This window comes from Exiguobacterium sp. s59 (assembly GCF_018617475.1).
In the GTDB taxonomy this organism is placed as follows: domain Bacteria; phylum Bacillota; class Bacilli; order Exiguobacteriales; family Exiguobacteriaceae; genus Exiguobacterium; species Exiguobacterium aestuarii.
This window is the reverse complement of sequence record NZ_JACSKG010000004.1, coordinates 213,171-228,772: the sequence shown is the minus strand read 5'-3', so window position 1 is coordinate 228,772 and position 15,602 is coordinate 213,171. Positions and strand designations below refer to the sequence as shown.

20 protein-coding genes, 1 tRNA gene and 1 riboswitch are annotated in these 15,602 nt (G+C 44.6%); of the genes, 10 read left to right on the top strand and 11 right to left on the bottom strand.

Annotated features, from left to right (window positions below):
• Positions 1–31: 31 nt before the first annotated feature.
• A complete protein-coding gene (locus tag KNO91_RS09345; RefSeq protein ID WP_214787819.1) occupies positions 32–589 on the bottom strand; it encodes a DNA-3-methyladenine glycosylase I in 558 nt (185 codons plus the stop codon).
• 92 nt (positions 590–681) lie between these two features.
• Between KNO91_RS09345 and KNO91_RS09340 the strand changes: the two genes are divergently transcribed.
• On the top strand, positions 682–1,287 hold the full coding sequence (locus KNO91_RS09340; RefSeq protein WP_214817712.1) for a DedA family protein: 606 nt from the start codon (positions 682–684) through the stop codon (positions 1,285–1,287).
• 49 nt (positions 1,288–1,336) lie between these two features.
• Here KNO91_RS09340 and KNO91_RS09335 read toward each other — a convergent pair whose 3' ends face one another.
• Together KNO91_RS09335 and KNO91_RS09330 are read right to left on the bottom strand one after the other, a co-directional pair.
• Entirely contained in the window at positions 1,337–2,506 is a 1,170-nt protein-coding gene (locus KNO91_RS09335) for a cation:proton antiporter (protein WP_214787824.1), read from the bottom strand.
• 25 nt (positions 2,507–2,531) lie between these two features.
• Positions 2,532–2,957, bottom strand: coding sequence for a GNAT family N-acetyltransferase (locus tag KNO91_RS09330; RefSeq protein WP_214787827.1), 426 nt, complete (start codon positions 2,955–2,957; stop codon positions 2,532–2,534).
• A gap of 116 nt (positions 2,958–3,073) precedes the next feature.
• Here KNO91_RS09330 and KNO91_RS09325 point away from each other — a divergent pair, with 116 nt between their 5' ends.
• From KNO91_RS09325 to KNO91_RS09305, 5 genes are all read left to right on the top strand, one after another.
• On the top strand, positions 3,074–3,619 hold the full coding sequence (locus tag KNO91_RS09325; RefSeq protein WP_214794859.1) for a glycerol-3-phosphate responsive antiterminator: 546 nt from the start codon (positions 3,074–3,076) through the stop codon (positions 3,617–3,619).
• A gap of 40 nt (positions 3,620–3,659) precedes the next feature.
• Complete coding sequence (locus KNO91_RS09320; protein ID WP_214817709.1) at positions 3,660–4,364, top strand: SDR family NAD(P)-dependent oxidoreductase; 705 nt, start codon at positions 3,660–3,662, stop codon at positions 4,362–4,364.
• 100 nt (positions 4,365–4,464) lie between these two features.
• Positions 4,465–5,313, top strand: a complete 849-nt coding sequence (locus KNO91_RS09315; protein WP_214817706.1) for an HD domain-containing protein — start codon at positions 4,465–4,467, stop codon at positions 5,311–5,313.
• Between the two features lie 187 nt (positions 5,314–5,500).
• Positions 5,501–6,490, top strand: a complete 990-nt coding sequence (locus KNO91_RS09310; RefSeq protein WP_214817705.1) for a sodium:calcium antiporter — start codon at positions 5,501–5,503, stop codon at positions 6,488–6,490.
• A gap of 90 nt (positions 6,491–6,580) precedes the next feature.
• A complete protein-coding gene (locus tag KNO91_RS09305) occupies positions 6,581–7,642 on the top strand; it encodes a bifunctional glycosyltransferase family 2/GtrA family protein (protein ID WP_214817703.1) in 1,062 nt (353 codons plus the stop codon).
• Between the two features lie 23 nt (positions 7,643–7,665).
• Here the strand turns inward: KNO91_RS09305 and KNO91_RS09300 are convergent, their stop codons facing one another.
• The 3 genes from KNO91_RS09300 to KNO91_RS09290 form a co-directional block, all read right to left on the bottom strand.
• Complete coding sequence (locus KNO91_RS09300) at positions 7,666–8,232, bottom strand: 3'-5' exonuclease (protein ID WP_214787840.1); 567 nt, start codon at positions 8,230–8,232, stop codon at positions 7,666–7,668.
• Between the two features lie 63 nt (positions 8,233–8,295).
• On the bottom strand, positions 8,296–8,628 hold the full coding sequence (locus tag KNO91_RS09295; RefSeq protein WP_214787842.1) for a four-helix bundle copper-binding protein: 333 nt from the start codon (positions 8,626–8,628) through the stop codon (positions 8,296–8,298).
• A 113-nt stretch (positions 8,629–8,741) separates the two neighbouring features.
• A tRNA-Ala gene (locus KNO91_RS09290) sits at positions 8,742–8,814 on the bottom strand.
• A 123-nt stretch (positions 8,815–8,937) separates the two neighbouring features.
• On the opposite strand from KNO91_RS09290, the gene KNO91_RS09285 reads away from it, so the two are divergent.
• The 3 genes from KNO91_RS09285 (at position 8,938) to KNO91_RS09275 (ending at position 11,223) form a co-directional block, all read left to right on the top strand.
• On the top strand, positions 8,938–9,801 hold the full coding sequence (locus tag KNO91_RS09285; protein ID WP_214794869.1) for a GRP family sugar transporter: 864 nt from the start codon (positions 8,938–8,940) through the stop codon (positions 9,799–9,801).
• A 210-nt stretch (positions 9,802–10,011) separates the two neighbouring features.
• Positions 10,012–10,434: an SRPBCC family protein gene (locus KNO91_RS09280; protein ID WP_214817701.1), complete on the top strand. Its 423-nt coding sequence runs from the start codon at positions 10,012–10,014 to the stop codon at positions 10,432–10,434.
• A gap of 489 nt (positions 10,435–10,923) precedes the next feature.
• Positions 10,924–11,223: a hypothetical protein gene (locus KNO91_RS09275; RefSeq protein WP_214817700.1), complete on the top strand. Its 300-nt coding sequence runs from the start codon at positions 10,924–10,926 to the stop codon at positions 11,221–11,223.
• Positions 11,224–11,793: 570 nt separating this feature from the next.
• Here KNO91_RS09275 and KNO91_RS09270 read toward each other — a convergent pair.
• The 5 genes from KNO91_RS09270 to KNO91_RS09250 form a co-directional block, all read right to left on the bottom strand.
• Entirely contained in the window at positions 11,794–12,123 is a 330-nt protein-coding gene (locus KNO91_RS09270; RefSeq protein ID WP_214817699.1) for a DUF6678 family protein, read from the bottom strand.
• Between the two features lies 1 nt (position 12,124).
• Positions 12,125–12,382: a hypothetical protein gene (locus KNO91_RS09265; RefSeq protein ID WP_214817696.1), complete on the bottom strand. Its 258-nt coding sequence runs from the start codon at positions 12,380–12,382 to the stop codon at positions 12,125–12,127.
• A 145-nt stretch (positions 12,383–12,527) separates the two neighbouring features.
• Positions 12,528–13,049, bottom strand: a complete 522-nt coding sequence (locus KNO91_RS09260) for a DM13 domain-containing protein (RefSeq protein WP_214817695.1) — start codon at positions 13,047–13,049, stop codon at positions 12,528–12,530.
• 101 nt (positions 13,050–13,150) lie between these two features.
• Positions 13,151–13,675 carry a peptide-methionine (S)-S-oxide reductase MsrA gene (gene msrA, locus KNO91_RS09255; protein ID WP_214794876.1) on the bottom strand — a complete coding sequence of 175 codons (525 nt, stop codon included), beginning with the start codon at positions 13,673–13,675 and terminating at the stop codon, positions 13,151–13,153.
• A gap of 67 nt (positions 13,676–13,742) precedes the next feature.
• A riboswitch (SAM riboswitch) is annotated at positions 13,743–13,842 on the bottom strand.
• 44 nt (positions 13,843–13,886) lie between these two features.
• Positions 13,887–14,048, bottom strand: a complete 162-nt coding sequence (locus tag KNO91_RS09250) for a hypothetical protein (protein ID WP_214794877.1) — start codon at positions 14,046–14,048, stop codon at positions 13,887–13,889.
• Between the two features lie 113 nt (positions 14,049–14,161).
• Here KNO91_RS09250 and KNO91_RS09245 point away from each other — a divergent pair, with 113 nt between their 5' ends.
• A complete protein-coding gene (locus tag KNO91_RS09245; protein ID WP_214794879.1) occupies positions 14,162–15,568 on the top strand; it encodes an amidase family protein in 1,407 nt (468 codons plus the stop codon).
• Positions 15,569–15,602 lie beyond the last annotated feature (34 nt).

Here is a 15,602-nt window from a genome sequence, read left to right as displayed (position 1 = left end):
TGTAAAGATGTTTTTGATATCTGGTCTTAAGTTATCGAAATGTGCAAGAGACGAGATGGTCATTGACAAGACCTGTCGCTTGTAGGTGGGCATAAACCGTGGTTGGTCCTAAAAATTTAAATCCACGCCGCTTCAGGTCTTTACTCAATCGCTCAGACAATTCTGTCGTTGCGGGGACTTCATCAAGTCGCTCCCACGAATTGATGATCGGTTTATGATCAACGAACGACCAAATATATGAATCGAACGAGCCAAACTCTTCCTGTAGTTTGATGAACTGTTTCGCGTTATTGATGGATGCTTCAATTTTTCGTCGGTTCCGGACAATTCCGCTATCTGCCATGAGTCTCTCAATATCTGCTTCTGTAAAACGTGCTACTTCGTTCACCTCGAAATTTGCATAGGCGGAGCGATAGTTTTCACGCTTTCTTAAAATCGTGATCCAACTGAGCCCAGCCTGTGCACTCTCAAGTGTCAGACACTCAAAATGTTTTTGGTCATCGTGAACTGGATTGCCCCATTCCTCGTCATGATAGCGAACGTAGAGCGGGTCATTCCCACACCACGGGCAGCGAAGTGTTTCTTGCATCTCCATCAACTCCTTTTTATATAAGTGTAGCATGCCTCAACGATTACTCGTTTGGAAGGTTGGGTATAAAGTTGGGGAATGGAGGCATCAAAATGAGTGACTGGATGATTTCGATAATCGAACAATACGGATACATAGGAATCGCGTTCATGATTTTTATTGAGAACGTCTTTCCGCCCATCCCTTCTGAAGTCGTATTACTCTTTGGTGGTTTTTTTGCAGTCAAGACTGATTTATCAATCATACTCGTGATTGTCGCTTCGACGGTTGGAGCTATTTTAGGGGCAGTATTACTGTACGGACTTGGTCTCTTATTTGATGTCGAACAGATTGAAAAGTGGACGAAGAAATATGGGAAGTGGCTTCGTCTTAATATCGATGACGTTAAAAAAGCGGATGCCTGGTTTGATCGCTATGGAGGATGGATGGTCTTCTTCGGTCGATTGATGCCAGTCGTTCGAAGTCTCATCTCTGTCCCGGCTGGTATGTCAAATATGCCATTTCTGAAGTTTTTACTTCTCAGTACTGCCGGAACGGCAATTTGGAATACGATCCTCATCATGGTCGGGATGAAGGTTGGTGAGAACTGGCAAGATATTCTCGCCTACCTGGATGCGTATTCTTACACGATTTACGGCCTGCTCCTCGTTGGGGTGATCGCTTATGTTGTTTGGCGTAAAAAACGGCACAAAAACTAGCAAAAGACTAAATGAAAAAGCGGGTGGACCTATGAATGGGTTCGCCCGCTTACTCTTCTTTTTTCTTCTCGGGTAATACTTTTGTAAGTGTTCGTTCTGTCTTCTCAGCCAAGTATTCAGAGAAGCGGAATAAGATAATACCGACAATGGCTGATACGAAAATGTAGAGACCAACAAATAAGTTGATTGCACCGTTCGAGAGGGCGGTAAACAAGATGGAGAACTCTCCACGAGGAGCGAGAGAGAAGCCGGCTTCATTTGCCTGAACACGAGATAGCCCGTAGATCCTGCCTCCGACACGACCGACAATCCATTTCGACAAAACACCCCAAACAATCAAGACAAAAAATAGTGCGTTAACGATGACACCTTTCTCTAAATTGATTGATATCCCAAATGAAATAAAGAAAATGGGGAGAAACAAATCACGAACTGGTACAGTCAAACGTTTAAGCGGACGAACGTCATGGATATCAGCTAGCATGATTCCGGCAATGAAGGCTCCTAAAATCTCAGAAAGCCCAAATACCATACCGATCCCAGCGAAGAAGAGGATAAGTCCAATAAGACCGATACTCGCATCATCCTGACGCAACAAATGTTTCGAGAACTTTTGTTGTTTTGATACAAAATTTGAACCAATAAACAACAGCACACCAAAAATGAGGAATCCGGCAAACACTTTGCCAACGTCAGTCATGGCTATCGGTTCCTCTTGAATAATGAATGGGGCAATTGTAAGCAGGAGTGGTGCAAAAATATCTTCGAAAATAAGTAGAGCGAGTACGAATTCTTTAATATCTTCATGTTTTTCGGAGTGGCGCTCAAGCAGTTTCGCCGAGATGGAAGAGCTCGTCGCATACAATACGGCACCAATCAGGAAGGCACGTGGAAAGTCCAACCCAAACAGCAAGGCGATTCCGAATGAGACACCAAATGAAAGGACGATGTCCAGAACGCCCGCCTTCCATACTCTTCGCATCCGTTTCCAAAGTTCACGTAACGGAAACTTTAAACCGAGCAGGAAAAATAACAGAATAATCCCGATTTCACCCGCAATTTTAAATACCTCGTTTCCGTCCCAGAAAAAGCCGACTCCAACACCAATGGCGATAAACGCTAAAATACTAGGAAAGTACAGGCGTTCAATAAGGAGGCTGAAGACGGAGATGAGCGTGAGCGCCAGTCCGAGCAACACGATGATGTTCAATCCATCCATAAGTCATCTCCTTCGTTGAGGGGTATTAACTTTCTGATTGATTCCACTGGTACTCCATGCCAACTGATTCAGGACGTGAATAGTCAAAGCCGAATTGTCGATATAATCCATCCGCCGGAATATCTGCGATCAGACTGATGATAGCCGTCTCATCCGCTTCCTTTAAAATCCACTCCATTAAATTCTCCATAATTAGCTTTCCAAGACCGAGGCCTTGACACTCTGGATCAACAACGATGTCGACTAGATGAAAGACCATCCCGCCGTCCCCGACGACTCGTCCCATTCCGACGATCTCATCATCTAAATATAAACAGACACCAAATAATGTGTTTTTAAGACCTTTTATTGTACTTTCATCCGATCGCCGAGGCATTCCCGCCTTCACACGTAACGACTGATGTTGTTCCGGTGTCGGTGTCTCAACTTTAACAGTAACTTCATTGACCATACTAAAATCCCCCTCTACACAAGTTAATTTTACTTTCCCACTATATTGAATGAGTAAACCTTGATTTCTGAAAATGGCTATCGGCATAATGAGAGAAGAGACAGGGGGAATTGCGGATGTTACATGGACAATCGATCTTGCCCGCGATAAGGGATATGCGCGATCTAGAACGATTTTTGTCAAGTGAACTTGAGTTAGGCGTATTGCTTGAGGTTCATATGAGTCGTTTAGAGTCAATTTTCAAACTGCTGGAGAAGCATCAAAAAAAGGTATTCGTTCATATGGATTTAATCCAAGGCATGAAAGCGGATGAATTTGCGACCGAATACGTCTGCCAAACGTTTAAACCGTTGGGAATCATCTCGACGAAAGGAAACGTCATCGTTAAGGCGAAACAAAATAATGTGATGACGGTACAACGTTTATTTTTAATTGACTCGACATCTTTAGAAAAGAGTATCAGACATATTGAACGGTCAAAACCAGACTATATTGAGGTGCTTCCAGGAATTGTGCCGAAGTATATTCGACGAGTGCAGGAGCGGACCGGTATACCGGTATTTGCAGGTGGCCTCATTGAGACGACAGAAGAAGTGAACGAAGCCCTTGCTGCTGGTGCAAGCGTCATTACGACATCGAATCGTAAACTGTGGACTGAGTAAGCTACATTCGGGTATACATTCTTCTAGGAGGGATGAATAGATGAAAGACGTGATGATTATTACAGGAGTGACTCAAGGAATTGGATATGCGCTCGCAAATGAGTTTGTAGACCAATATGAAGTGATTGGTTTAGATATCGAGGATGACCCGCATATTGAAGGGATGCTCTTTTATCAAGTTGATCTTGGAAATACAGAGGAATTACAACGTGTATTTGAAAATATCAAGACACGTGTCGGACGTGCGCACGTTTTGATTAACAATGGTGGAATCGCCTCACTCGTCAAGCCAATCGACGAACTGAATGTCGATACGTTTAAACGAGTCATCGACGTCAATTTAGTCGGCACTTTTACTTGTGCAAAATACTTTTTAGAACTTAATCATGATGAATCGTACGGTCGGATCGTCAACATGGCCTCTACAAGGGCTTCTCAAAATGAACCTCACTGGGATGCATACGGCGCCTCAAAAGGTGGAATTGTCGGTTTGACTCACTCACTTGCCATTTCATTGAGTGAACGACCCGTAACGGTAAATGCAATCAGCCCAGGGTGGATTCATACGTCAGAAGAAAGCTTACGTGAAGTCGATCATCGTCAACACCCGTCAGGACGAGTCGGGGAACCGGATGATATCGCCCGAGCAGTAAGCTATTTGATTGACCGAAACAATGACTTTGTCAATGGTCATAATCTCGTCGTAGATGGTGGAATGACGAAAAAAATGATTTATGAAGAATGATAAGACTATATACCTAATTTTAGAAAGAAAATAGGTTATTTCTGCCTAAATCCGGGTAATTAATAGAAGAGTTTATACCCGAGATTAGGAGGAAGGTGCTATGAATCCCCTTGTAGAAGAAGCACTCCGCTTTTCATCGATTCGTCATGGAGGACAACATCGCAAAGGTTCATCGATTCCATATTTGTCACATCCATATTCAGTTGCATTGCTTCTCGAAACGGATCAGCAACCGCCAACGGTCGTGGCAGCAGGGCTCCTTCATGACTTGATTGAAGATACGAATACGGAACCGGAAGAAATTTTAGCGAGATTTGGTCCAGACGTGTTACGGCTCGTACTTGCCGTCTCTGAGAGAAATCGGGAGGAAACGTGGGAACAACGAAAACGAAAGACTTTGCAACACATCTCCTTTCTACAATTTGATGAGGTCGCACTCCTCGTGGCGGACAAGCTACATAATCTCCGTTCCATCCGCTATGATTTAGAGATGGAAGGGATGACGGTGTGGCAACGCTTTAAACGTCCGATGCGCGATCAATCTTGGTATTATCATCAGCTGCTACTTGCTTTCGAACCATTTCGTAGTTCGACAGACTTGATTGGTCTGTACGAACAAGAACTCAATATCTTATTTTATGGCGGAAATAATGAAAAAGATCGGAAAGTGGCAAGACTCTTTGAATCAATTCTTACCTATTTTATCGAGGATGAATGGGTTCAAGAAGCGGCACCACTTTGTAAAACTGCATATGAACTAAAAGAGATTGTTGCTCGTGCATCGGTGGATGAGGCTGAGGTACATGAATTTCGTGAACAACTCGAGCGAGCTGGTTGGAACACACCTTTGTCGGCCCCATTACTAGCTGCAATTCAAGAACTGGGCTATCGAACTGCTTTGGATGCACCGGATTTTGTCACACTCATGCGCCGTTCGATTGTCAACTAGGACGGTTCATGCTATAGTCAAGTGGAAGATAAAAAGGGGAGTAGCGACCACAATCGTGGTCGATGGGTCGTCATTACAGTGCGCATGCACTCGGTCCATCGAGCTTTTACAAGTCCGCAAGACCTTTTTATGGGCGTTTTTGTCGTCCATAAAAAGGTCTTTTTTGTTTACCCAAGGAGGAGAAAAAATGATATTTGTTTATTTCTTATTGGCTGCGGCCATCACGGTTTTCGCCGCAATCAAGTTGTCCACATACGCCGATGTCATGACGGAAAAGTCAAAAATGGGCGGGATGCTTATTGGTACCGTTCTTTTGGCGGGGGCGACGTCACTACCTGAAGTGACGACAAGTATATCGGCGGTCATGATTGACAATCCAGACATCGCTATCGGAAACATGCTAGGCTCTAACTTGTTCAACATTTTTATTTTGGCAATGTTCGATCTTTATTTCCGTCAAAAACAACTCTTCAATTATGCGAGCCGTGATCATTTATATACGGCGGGACTTGGTTTGTTGTTGACCGTTACGACTTTGGTCGCCTTGATTGTCCGTGTCGATATGACGTTTATCGGAATCGGTGTGGACGCACTTTTGATCGCTATTCTTTATGGGGTCGGAATTTACTATATTGGGAAGCAGCCGAAAGAGCCAGTCGCTGAACATGAAGTAGAAAAAGAGGTTGTTGTCAGCAAGTATGAAGATATCACCTTGAAACGAGCTGGATTTGGATTTTTGATTGCTGCCGTCGTCATCATGGCGGCCGGAACAGCACTCTCCATCACGGGTGACCAGATTGCCGTCGTCACAGGACTCGGTTCAAGTTTTGTCGGTAGCTTTTTGATTGCGGCATCAACGTCTTTACCTGAAGCGGTCGCCGTGTTTATGGCACTTAAACTTCGAAACGTCAACTTGGCGTTCGGATCGATTCTCGGAAGTAACATCTTTAACATGCTCATTATCGCTATGTCAGACGTCTTCTATCGCAATGGTTCGATTTTGGCAGACGTATCTACGTCACATCTCGTATCAGCGGTCGGTATCACGATTCTATCAATCCTTGTCATGTACAGCGTGCTTCGACAAAACGTCACCTCGAAGGTACGCTACGTCATTCCTTCACTACTTGTGGTCGTCGTTTACTTTGTTTCGTCTTATTTGATTTTCATCGGATGATTCGATGCATCAGCTTCTTGCTGATGCATTTTTTTGTGGGAATGTGAAGCAGTCGCTTCGGGTATAGAGGAAGGGAGAGGAGGGGTGGCGATGCAAATGCATGAAGTAGGAGTACGTGATGCGTATTCAATTCTAATCCCGGCCTATAACCCTGATGGTGCACTCGTCACACTTGTAGAGAAATTGAGAGCAGACGGATTCTCGACAATTATCGTCGTGAATGATGGAAGTGATGCATCGTCCGATTCAATTTTTCGGGAGCTAGGTTCAATCGTCGATGTGGTGTTAGCACATGAACAGAATCGAGGAAAAGGAGCAGCACTAAAGACTGGTTTACGCTATATTGTGGAGAATTATACTGATAAGTTAGGTGTCATCACGGTAGATGCCGATGGACAACATCTTCCTAAGGATGTCGTCAATGTATATGAGGAGGGTGTAAGTAAGCCGCATCATCTAATCATGGGATGTCGTGATTTCAGTGGTGACAAGATCCCCCTTAGAAGTCGCTTCGGTAACCAGGCGACGCGACTCGTCATGTTAATCGGGAGCGGATTGAAATTGAAAGACACACAGACTGGTCTACGTGCCATACCGATGCGATACGTGAGACAGTTGCTCGACATTCCTGGGAACCGATACGAGTTCGAGATGAATATGCTGACGTTCACCAAACGCTTGCAGGTCCCCATTCAACAGACGACCATCCAGACGGTATATGAGAACGAAAATGACTCGTCCCATTTCAGACCGATTTTAGATTCGATATTAATCTATCGCATGTTTTTGATGTATTCGGCATCATCCGTCGCATCGTTCCTTGTCGACGTGGGTATGTATGCAGTCTTTATCTATTTATTGTCACCGTACTTCGATACAACCCATGTCATCGTGGCAACGGTACTCGCACGAATCATTTCCTCTTTATTCAACTATTTCGTCAATCGGAAAGTCGTCTTTCATTCAAAAGCGCGACGATCACTTTCCAAATATTTTTCTCTCGTCGTTCTCCAGATGGCGATCTCGGCACTACTGGTATATATCCTGTTTCTATTATTTAGACAAGGAGAAGTTATCTTAAAAATTATTGTCGACAGTTTTCTCTTTTTCGTCAGCTATTATGTTCAAAAGCGATGGATTTTCAAAAAATAACCGGCTACGAAATCGTGGCCGGTTTAGTATGCGAGTGTACCTGTTTTCACTGAGGTGTAGCGATGTAACTCACGGGGACTCATAATACCTGTCTTTTGCATCATGTCGCGCATTAAGAGCGCACAGACCCGCGCATCTTCTGCAGCGTCGTGGTGAATGAACGGGACATTCAAGTAGTCTGCCATCGTGTTTAACTTATGGTTCGCTAATCCTGGATAGAGTTTTCGTGACAGTTTGACAGTGCACCCGTACTCAATCGTTGGAAAATCGTACAAGTCATATTTCACGATCGCCTTTCTCAAGGCGCCCATATCAAATGAGGCGTTATGTGCGATGACGAGGTCGACTTCTCGTAAAATCGGGTAAAGAGAGGCAAGTACTTCCGGTAACGCTGGGGCATCCCACACGTCGCTCGGACGAATGCCGTGGACACGGATGTTACCCATATCAAAGTCCTCCTCTGGATTGACAAGTCGTTGATCAGTGTCGATGACTTCTCCGTTTTTGAGGATACTCCATCCGACAGAACAGATACTGCGACTGTCTCGGTTTGCGGTCTCCACATCGAGCGCGAGAATGGTATGTTGCATGGTGCTTCACCTTCTTTCTTTGCAATAAAAAAAGTCTAACAGAAAGTTAGACGAATGTCGTGGTTAAGCAGCGACGAGTGTACGACACGCTTCTGCACAGCGCTCACATGCTTTCGCGCAAGCTTGGCAGTGGTCATGCAAGTGGCGACCACACTCGACGGCACATGTATCACACACCTGAGCGCACAATGCGACAATTGGTTTAGAGAAAGCTGAATCTGTTTCTAAGGCGTTTAACGCCAACGTGCAAATGTCAGAGCATTCCCTTGTCAGTCGAATGCATTCGGTGAACATGTGCAAATCTTCTTCTTGTAAACTTTTTGAAAAACAATGATTACAGGCGCGCATGCATTCAATCACGCTCGTCAATGTCTCTTCTACAGATGTGCGTTCCATCATAAAGTCCCCCTTGTATGAAAAAGTCTACATTACCTTACCCGTTCAACAAGGGATTGAATCGCATAACATCAATAAAAAAGTCACATCTCATTTGAGATGTGACAGATTAATGGAGCATAGGGGGCTCGAACCCCTGACCTCTACGCTGCCAGCGTAGCGCTCTCCCAGCTGAGCTAATGCCCCGTTCGAAATCATTATATCATCCTAGTATTCGACATGGCAATTCCCTTTTTCATTTTAGGTTTATAAAAATGGAAGCATGGGAATTTCATGTTAGACGTTATATTAAGAAAGTAGGTGTGTTTCATGGAAATGATTTTATTGGCGCTCTTACCAGCACTCATGTGGGGGAGTATCCCGCTCATCGTGTCGAAAGTGGGCGGGAAACCGATTCAGCAATTGATTGGTACGACCATCGGAGCCATGATCATGGCAGGAATCATCGCCCTCGTTTTCAGACCAGAGTTCACGACACTTGCGATTGTGACCGGGTTTATTTCTGGGGCGTTTTGGGCGCTCGGTCAATATTTACAGTTCCAATCGTTCCAAATCTTAAGTGTCTCAAAGGCGATGCCAATTAGTACCGGTATGCAACTCGTCGGGACGTCTCTCTTCGGGGTCATCGTACTCGGTGACTGGAAGACGACGACAGAGCTGTGGTTAGGGTTTTCGGCGCTCGTCTTGATTATCATCGGGGCGACAATGACCTCATATCAACAGAAGAAAGACCAAGACAGCGCCGGTGCATTGAAGAAGGGGTTACTGGTCCTATTCGTCTCAAGTATCGGTTACGTCACATATGCTGTCTTGACGAACTATTTTGAGGTGGACGGAATCACTGCAATCCTTCCACAATCAGTCGGGATGTTCATCGCGGCGCTTCTCTTCAGTCTTCGGGAGAAGGACGTGAAGAAAATCGATCCACGTACGTTCAAAAATATCTTGGCAGGTCTTGCCTGGGGAATCGGGAACTTCGGACTTTTCGTTTCAAGCGGAGAAGTCGGGATCGCGACTTCGTTCGCCTTATCCCAATTGAACGTCGTCGTGGCGACACTCGGTGGAATCTATCTATTGAAAGAAGAGAAGACGACAAAAGAACGTGTCTTTGTCTTTATGGGAATCGGTCTCATTGTCGTCGCTGGATTTATGCTTGGGATTGCCAAGAGTTAAATTTCGATGATGAAATGAAAAGAACCTTGAATGTTCACTCGGTCTAGAGTGCCATTCAGGGTCTTTCTTTTGAGTAAATTTTAATCGTTAAAAGGAGAGCAGGAGATGACGTAATCGATAGGGAAGTAATCCCATGTTGCGTTCGTCATATAGGACGTGCAACGCATTCGTGATGAATCAAAAAAATGTAGAGTAAAGGAGAAAACAATCATGGAATCAAATGTAGTGACGATCTCGACGCTTGTGGATACACCAATCGAAAAAGTCTGGGAACTCTGGACAGATCCAGTTCATATCAAACAATGGAATCATGCATCTGAAGATTGGCATACGACCGAAGCGGAGAATGACTTACGCGTCGGTGGGAAGTTTCGCAGTCGGATGGAAGCAAAAGACAACAGTATGGGGTTTGATTTTGAAGGCGTGTATGAGGAAATTCAAGTGAACGAGCTTATTCAATATCGCCTCGATGATGAACGGAGAGTGAGAATTTCATTCGCACCAGAAGGTGATCAGACAAAGATTGTTGAAACGTTTGATGCGGAATCGATGAATCCGGTTGAGTTGCAACGTCAAGGATGGCAGGCAATCCTCGACAATTTCACTCGATATGCGAATGGTAAGAGTGTATAAAAGATAAACAGATGCTTTGAACAGCAGGTCCCTTTTCAATGATATGAACAAGGTTTTCGATAATACTGAGCGATGCGATGATTTTGAGCGGTGTTTAAGCGTCTTTCATCGAGTTGGAGTAAATAAATCCGTGCACATGGTCCGTTGTGGTGGGCGCTCATATATGTGAGCGGAATAAACCATCTTTAAGGATATGCTGCCATGTCAACATTAGTATTGTCAGACTTTTTTATGGTTTTTGACGTTAATGTACTCGTCATCTGAGTTCTTTCACTTAGGGAGCACATATGTGCAAAAGGTGCTTGTCCGAATTCGTTAGTAGAGTTTCGTCAACTAAATTATTTCGTTCATTCTTTTCTCGATGCGTAAGAAGTCGCTCAGCTCGAACATTTTCCTGTTGAATGTGCGCTCAAGTTGACTCGCTGTACCTTTTTCAAACCGATAGGGAAATTCGAAGGGACTCATATACTATTGGGGAGATTTAAAAAAATGGATATAGCACAAAAATTAATTAATACTCTACTAGACACAACTATTGATGATGCTGTTAGAGATGACGCAGCCATAGATTTAGGTTTCATATCCAACAATGAGATGGTAGAAGCCGCATTATTAAGTATCGTGAATGATCAAATGACAGAAGAAATGATAAGAGCTAGCTGTGGAGAATCTTTAGCTCAAATTTGGTTAACAAATCAAAAATTTGAATGTAATAAAATTAATTTGTTAGATGGAGTTGCATTTGAAGAAGCAATTGCTTTGATGAAAGTTAAAAATCCTCTTTTATAGAAAAAGAGAAAAGATAGTTGCTTATAATGATTACTCTATATGTAAGATAAATGATAATCCTTTTAACCACAATTAAAGCAAAATAAATCCTTTTGCAGATTAAATGAGTAAAACAAAGAGAAGATGGGATTATAACTAGCCCATTATAGAACTTTTCAATAAAAAGAAGGTTCTGGCCACCAATTTTTAGCGGCCAGAACCCTTTTTGCAATTTCCCGGATGATTTTGACGATAAACTTCCATAGGTGGACTGAATGGACTTTCTGTGAGAAAAAATTCTGTAGAGAATGTGGTGAAGTTTAGACGCGATGAACGAACGACTACTTGATGACTTTACGTTCGAAGGATTGTATCTGTTCGTCCGGACGGTGTTCTCGTTCTCGGAAGTGATGGAACACTCCGAGTGGATGTGTGTCGTCGACAAGAAACATTACTTCCCTATGTTCCTTGTCCTTTGTGACGGGAGGCACGGAGCGCAAGAGAAAAGTCAAATACAAGGATTTGGGCCGTCTCCTTACGCCCAAATTGAAATTAAGAGAGAAAAATGGAAATTGATCATAGTGATTTATATTAGATATAGTCAATATATGATCCGGTATCAGCATATCCATAAACTCGAATAGCATCCTCAAGAACCTCTCCAGGAACGTGAATTTTTTCAAGGATATCTAAAAGGTCTTTTCGGAGTTCCTCGGTATCTGCCTTAATTTCTAACCATTCAATGTATTTGTAGTCCCCAAGTCTGAAATGATAATACCACTCAGCATCCCACATCGAAATATAGCCGGTTTCAATATCTTTTGTCCGCCATTGGAAGTGTGTGGGATTATTGCACATTGCTTCTCTAATTTCTTCCCATTTTGTATTATTCATCACTGGATGGGAGTAATAAGAGTTCATTTTAATCATTCTCCTCTTTTTTCAACTTGCGTTGTCTAATACGCCACATCATCGACGTTATAAACGCCGCCCATCCTCCGAGTACAAGGATATAAATTGCCAAGAAAAACACAAATTCTCCATAGTCTTCGAGCTTTTCAAATGGATTTTGAATAATCATCGGTTCGGATAATATACCGACCATCATCAATGGAATGAAGAAAAGAAAGAAACGTTTCCAAAAGTAGTGTTTGTATGGTTGTGAGAATGTCTGCTCCATAATCGTGTACCTCCTCAATTGAATTACACTTATTTACATATATGATAGCATGTTCTCAATTAATGTTGGATGATTGGTCTTTATTTTTTTGGCAATTTCAATTGAAAAGAGGGTGGCCAATTTGTTCAGCGACCCTTCAGTCAATTCATTCACTTGTTACAGCCAGTTCTCCAGTCCCAAACGTCGCACTAAAAGCACGGCACCAGATCACTACGGTGCTATATTCTGACAGATCGACATCTGCCGGAACTAAATAGTTTTGGTTTCCTGTATTCCCTTTAAGTGCTCCAAGTCGAATCCCTTCGGACGTCTCTTGTCCTGGCTTTGTCAAATAGACAAACAAATCAGGTCCGTTCGTCGTTTCAAACTCTTCAAATCGAAGATACGTCCCGTCTTCTGCCTCGATGGAGCGAATCGTGCCCGTCGTCTCATAATTTTTCTCCCCGTCCATGAACACACCCGCTACTTCGGTTGGACTCGGTTGTGCTTCCGGTGTCTCGGTTGTCTCTTCCTCTGTCTCTTCTTCTGGAGCAGGCGTCTCAACTGCTGTCGGCGGCAATCCTTCATCGACTGTCTCAGTCAAAAATAGTGGTGAGATGAGCCACCAGGCGATGGCGATCACGGCTACGCCGATTACACCGATGATGATTTTTGAACGAGTTTTCATGTGTGAATCCTCCTATTCATGTGTTTGAATCGTTACATTTCTTTTCCCGAATCATGGGCTTATAAAAAGACGCGAATTAATACATTCGCGTCAATTGAACATCATACCGTCTCGGTCCAGTTCTCCTCGATAAACGCGTCGCGTCCCGAGATGGCCCGGTCTTCCTTGTAATGTTTTGGATTCTTTTTATGATAGTCCTGATGGTAGTCTTCTGCAGCAAAGAACGTTATCGCCGGAATGATTTTTGTGACGATTGGGGCCGTGAAACGTCCACTTGCCGCTAACACATCGCGACTCGCTTCCGCAGCGATTCGCTGCTCCTCCGTGTGATAGAAGATGGCTGGGGCATACTGAGGCCCACGGTCTTGGAACTGCCCACCGTCATCGGTCGGGTCTGTCTGAATCCAATAGAGTTCTAGGAGACGCTCGTATGAGAAAAGAGCTGGATCGTATGTGATCTGAACGACTTCTAGATGTCCGGTCGTCCCAGTCTTTACTTGTTCATATGTCGGATTGTCGATATGTCCTCCCATATAGCCGGACACGATTCCTTCAATCCCTGGTAGTTCTTCAAAAGGTGTCACCATGCACCAAAAACAGCCGCCTGCAAATGTTGCTTTTTCCATCTTGTCGTTCCCTCCAAATCGTATTTCAACAAAAAAGCGCTCACGTCGGATGACATGAGCGCTCTCGTCATATCGTCCAAGGTTTCCCTTGCTGGTCGTAGCACCTTGCCTGAGGCAGGTTGCTGTGAAGTCATGGAGCCAGATCTCTCGTTCACTCTTGATATCGATATGTAGTTGGTGAAAGCATCATACCACCCTCAAAATACTTTCGTCAATGATTCGGTTTTCGTTTTAACTGAAAAATCGTCAAGACGATGATGAATCCAATCAATGCGATGGAGATGAACGTACCATACGGCACATTCTCACCATATAATTGCAAGAAGAATAGACCGAATACGGCGAGCAACACGAATACGTAGGAGCGCGTCATAGGAACCTCCTGTTTTTTCTTAAGTGTAACAAGAACACATCGACTTGGCGATGAGAAAAGGAAATCAAGCATATAACACGAATAAAGGGTGGGAGGTAAAGGAGGAATGAACAATGAAACAATCACAATTGTTAGAGCTGACAATCGAAGACGCGCATCGTGGCTATAAAGAAGGGAAATTCACAGCAAGAGACGTGACCGCGTATTATCTAAAAAGGATTGCGACATATAATGATCGACTCCATGCAGTGATCCAGGTGAATCCGGACGCACTTTTCGAGGCAGAGGCGGCAGACCGGGGCTATAAAAAAGGGGTACGCAAACCACTACTTGGGATTCCCGTATTGATCAAAGATAATATCGAAACGGGCGGACTGATGCGGACAACGGCAGGTGCTGCCGCGATGCGACATCATTTCGCAGGTCGGGATGCCGAGCTCGTCAAACGGTTACGGGCTGACGGGGCCATCATTCTCGGTAAAGCAAACCTGTCCGAATGGGCCAACTTCTTGACAGAAGACATGCCGAACGGTTGGAGTGCCGTCGGTGGCCAGACGATGAATCCGTATGGGGACCAACTAGATGTCGGAGGATCAAGTTCAGGGTCGGCATCTGCGGTTGCGGCAAATTTAACGCTTCTTGCAGTTGGATCTGAGACGAGTGGTTCAATCGTACACCCGAGCGTGCATAATGGCATCGTCGGAATCAAGCCGACCGTTGGACTGATCAGCCGCTCGGGAATCATCCCGATTTCACGTTCTCAAGATACGGCTGGACCGATGGCGCGGACACTCCGTGATGCGGTCATCGCTTTACAGACGATATGTAGTGAGGATGAATCGGATCCGGCGACTCTAGAGACTCCTGTCGGACCGCCTTATGTGACATGTCTCGATGTGAGGCAGGCGGTCGGGATGCGTGTCGGGTTCATCAGACCGGACATTTCGGAAGAAGAAGTCGGGTTGTATGAACAGGCGCTTCGCTTGTTGCGTCAAGCCGAAGTAGAACTCGTCGAGGTCACGCTACCAAAGCATACGGGGCTTGAACAAGCAGACATTCTGTTCGACGAATTCAAGCTCGGGATCGAGGCGTATCTTGCGAACACAACCGTGCCTTTTAAGACGCTTTCTGACTTGATCGAGTGGAACGCAGAACACCCTGAATCGATTCCGCACGGTCAAACCATTTTTGAAGAAGCGAACGCCCGATCTGGGAAACTGATTGAAGCGAGCTATCTCGACCGTCGCATCGAGGACGTTCGTTTAGCGAAAACAGAAGGGATTGACGCGTTGCTTGCGTCGCATAAACTTGATGCGATCGTCTTACCACATGATGCGAACTATGACATGGCAGCGAAAGCAGGGCATCCGACGATCACAATACCCTATAAACGAAAAGAGAGCGGTGCCCCGTTCGGTCTATCATTCACGGGGACGAGCTATTCGGAACGTGATTTGATTCGTGTCGCCTATGCGTTCGAACAGTTCATCACTCGTCCGACGCCTCCTGATTATTCGTAAGTTGCACCCGTCTCTGACGTCCGCTACAATGGTA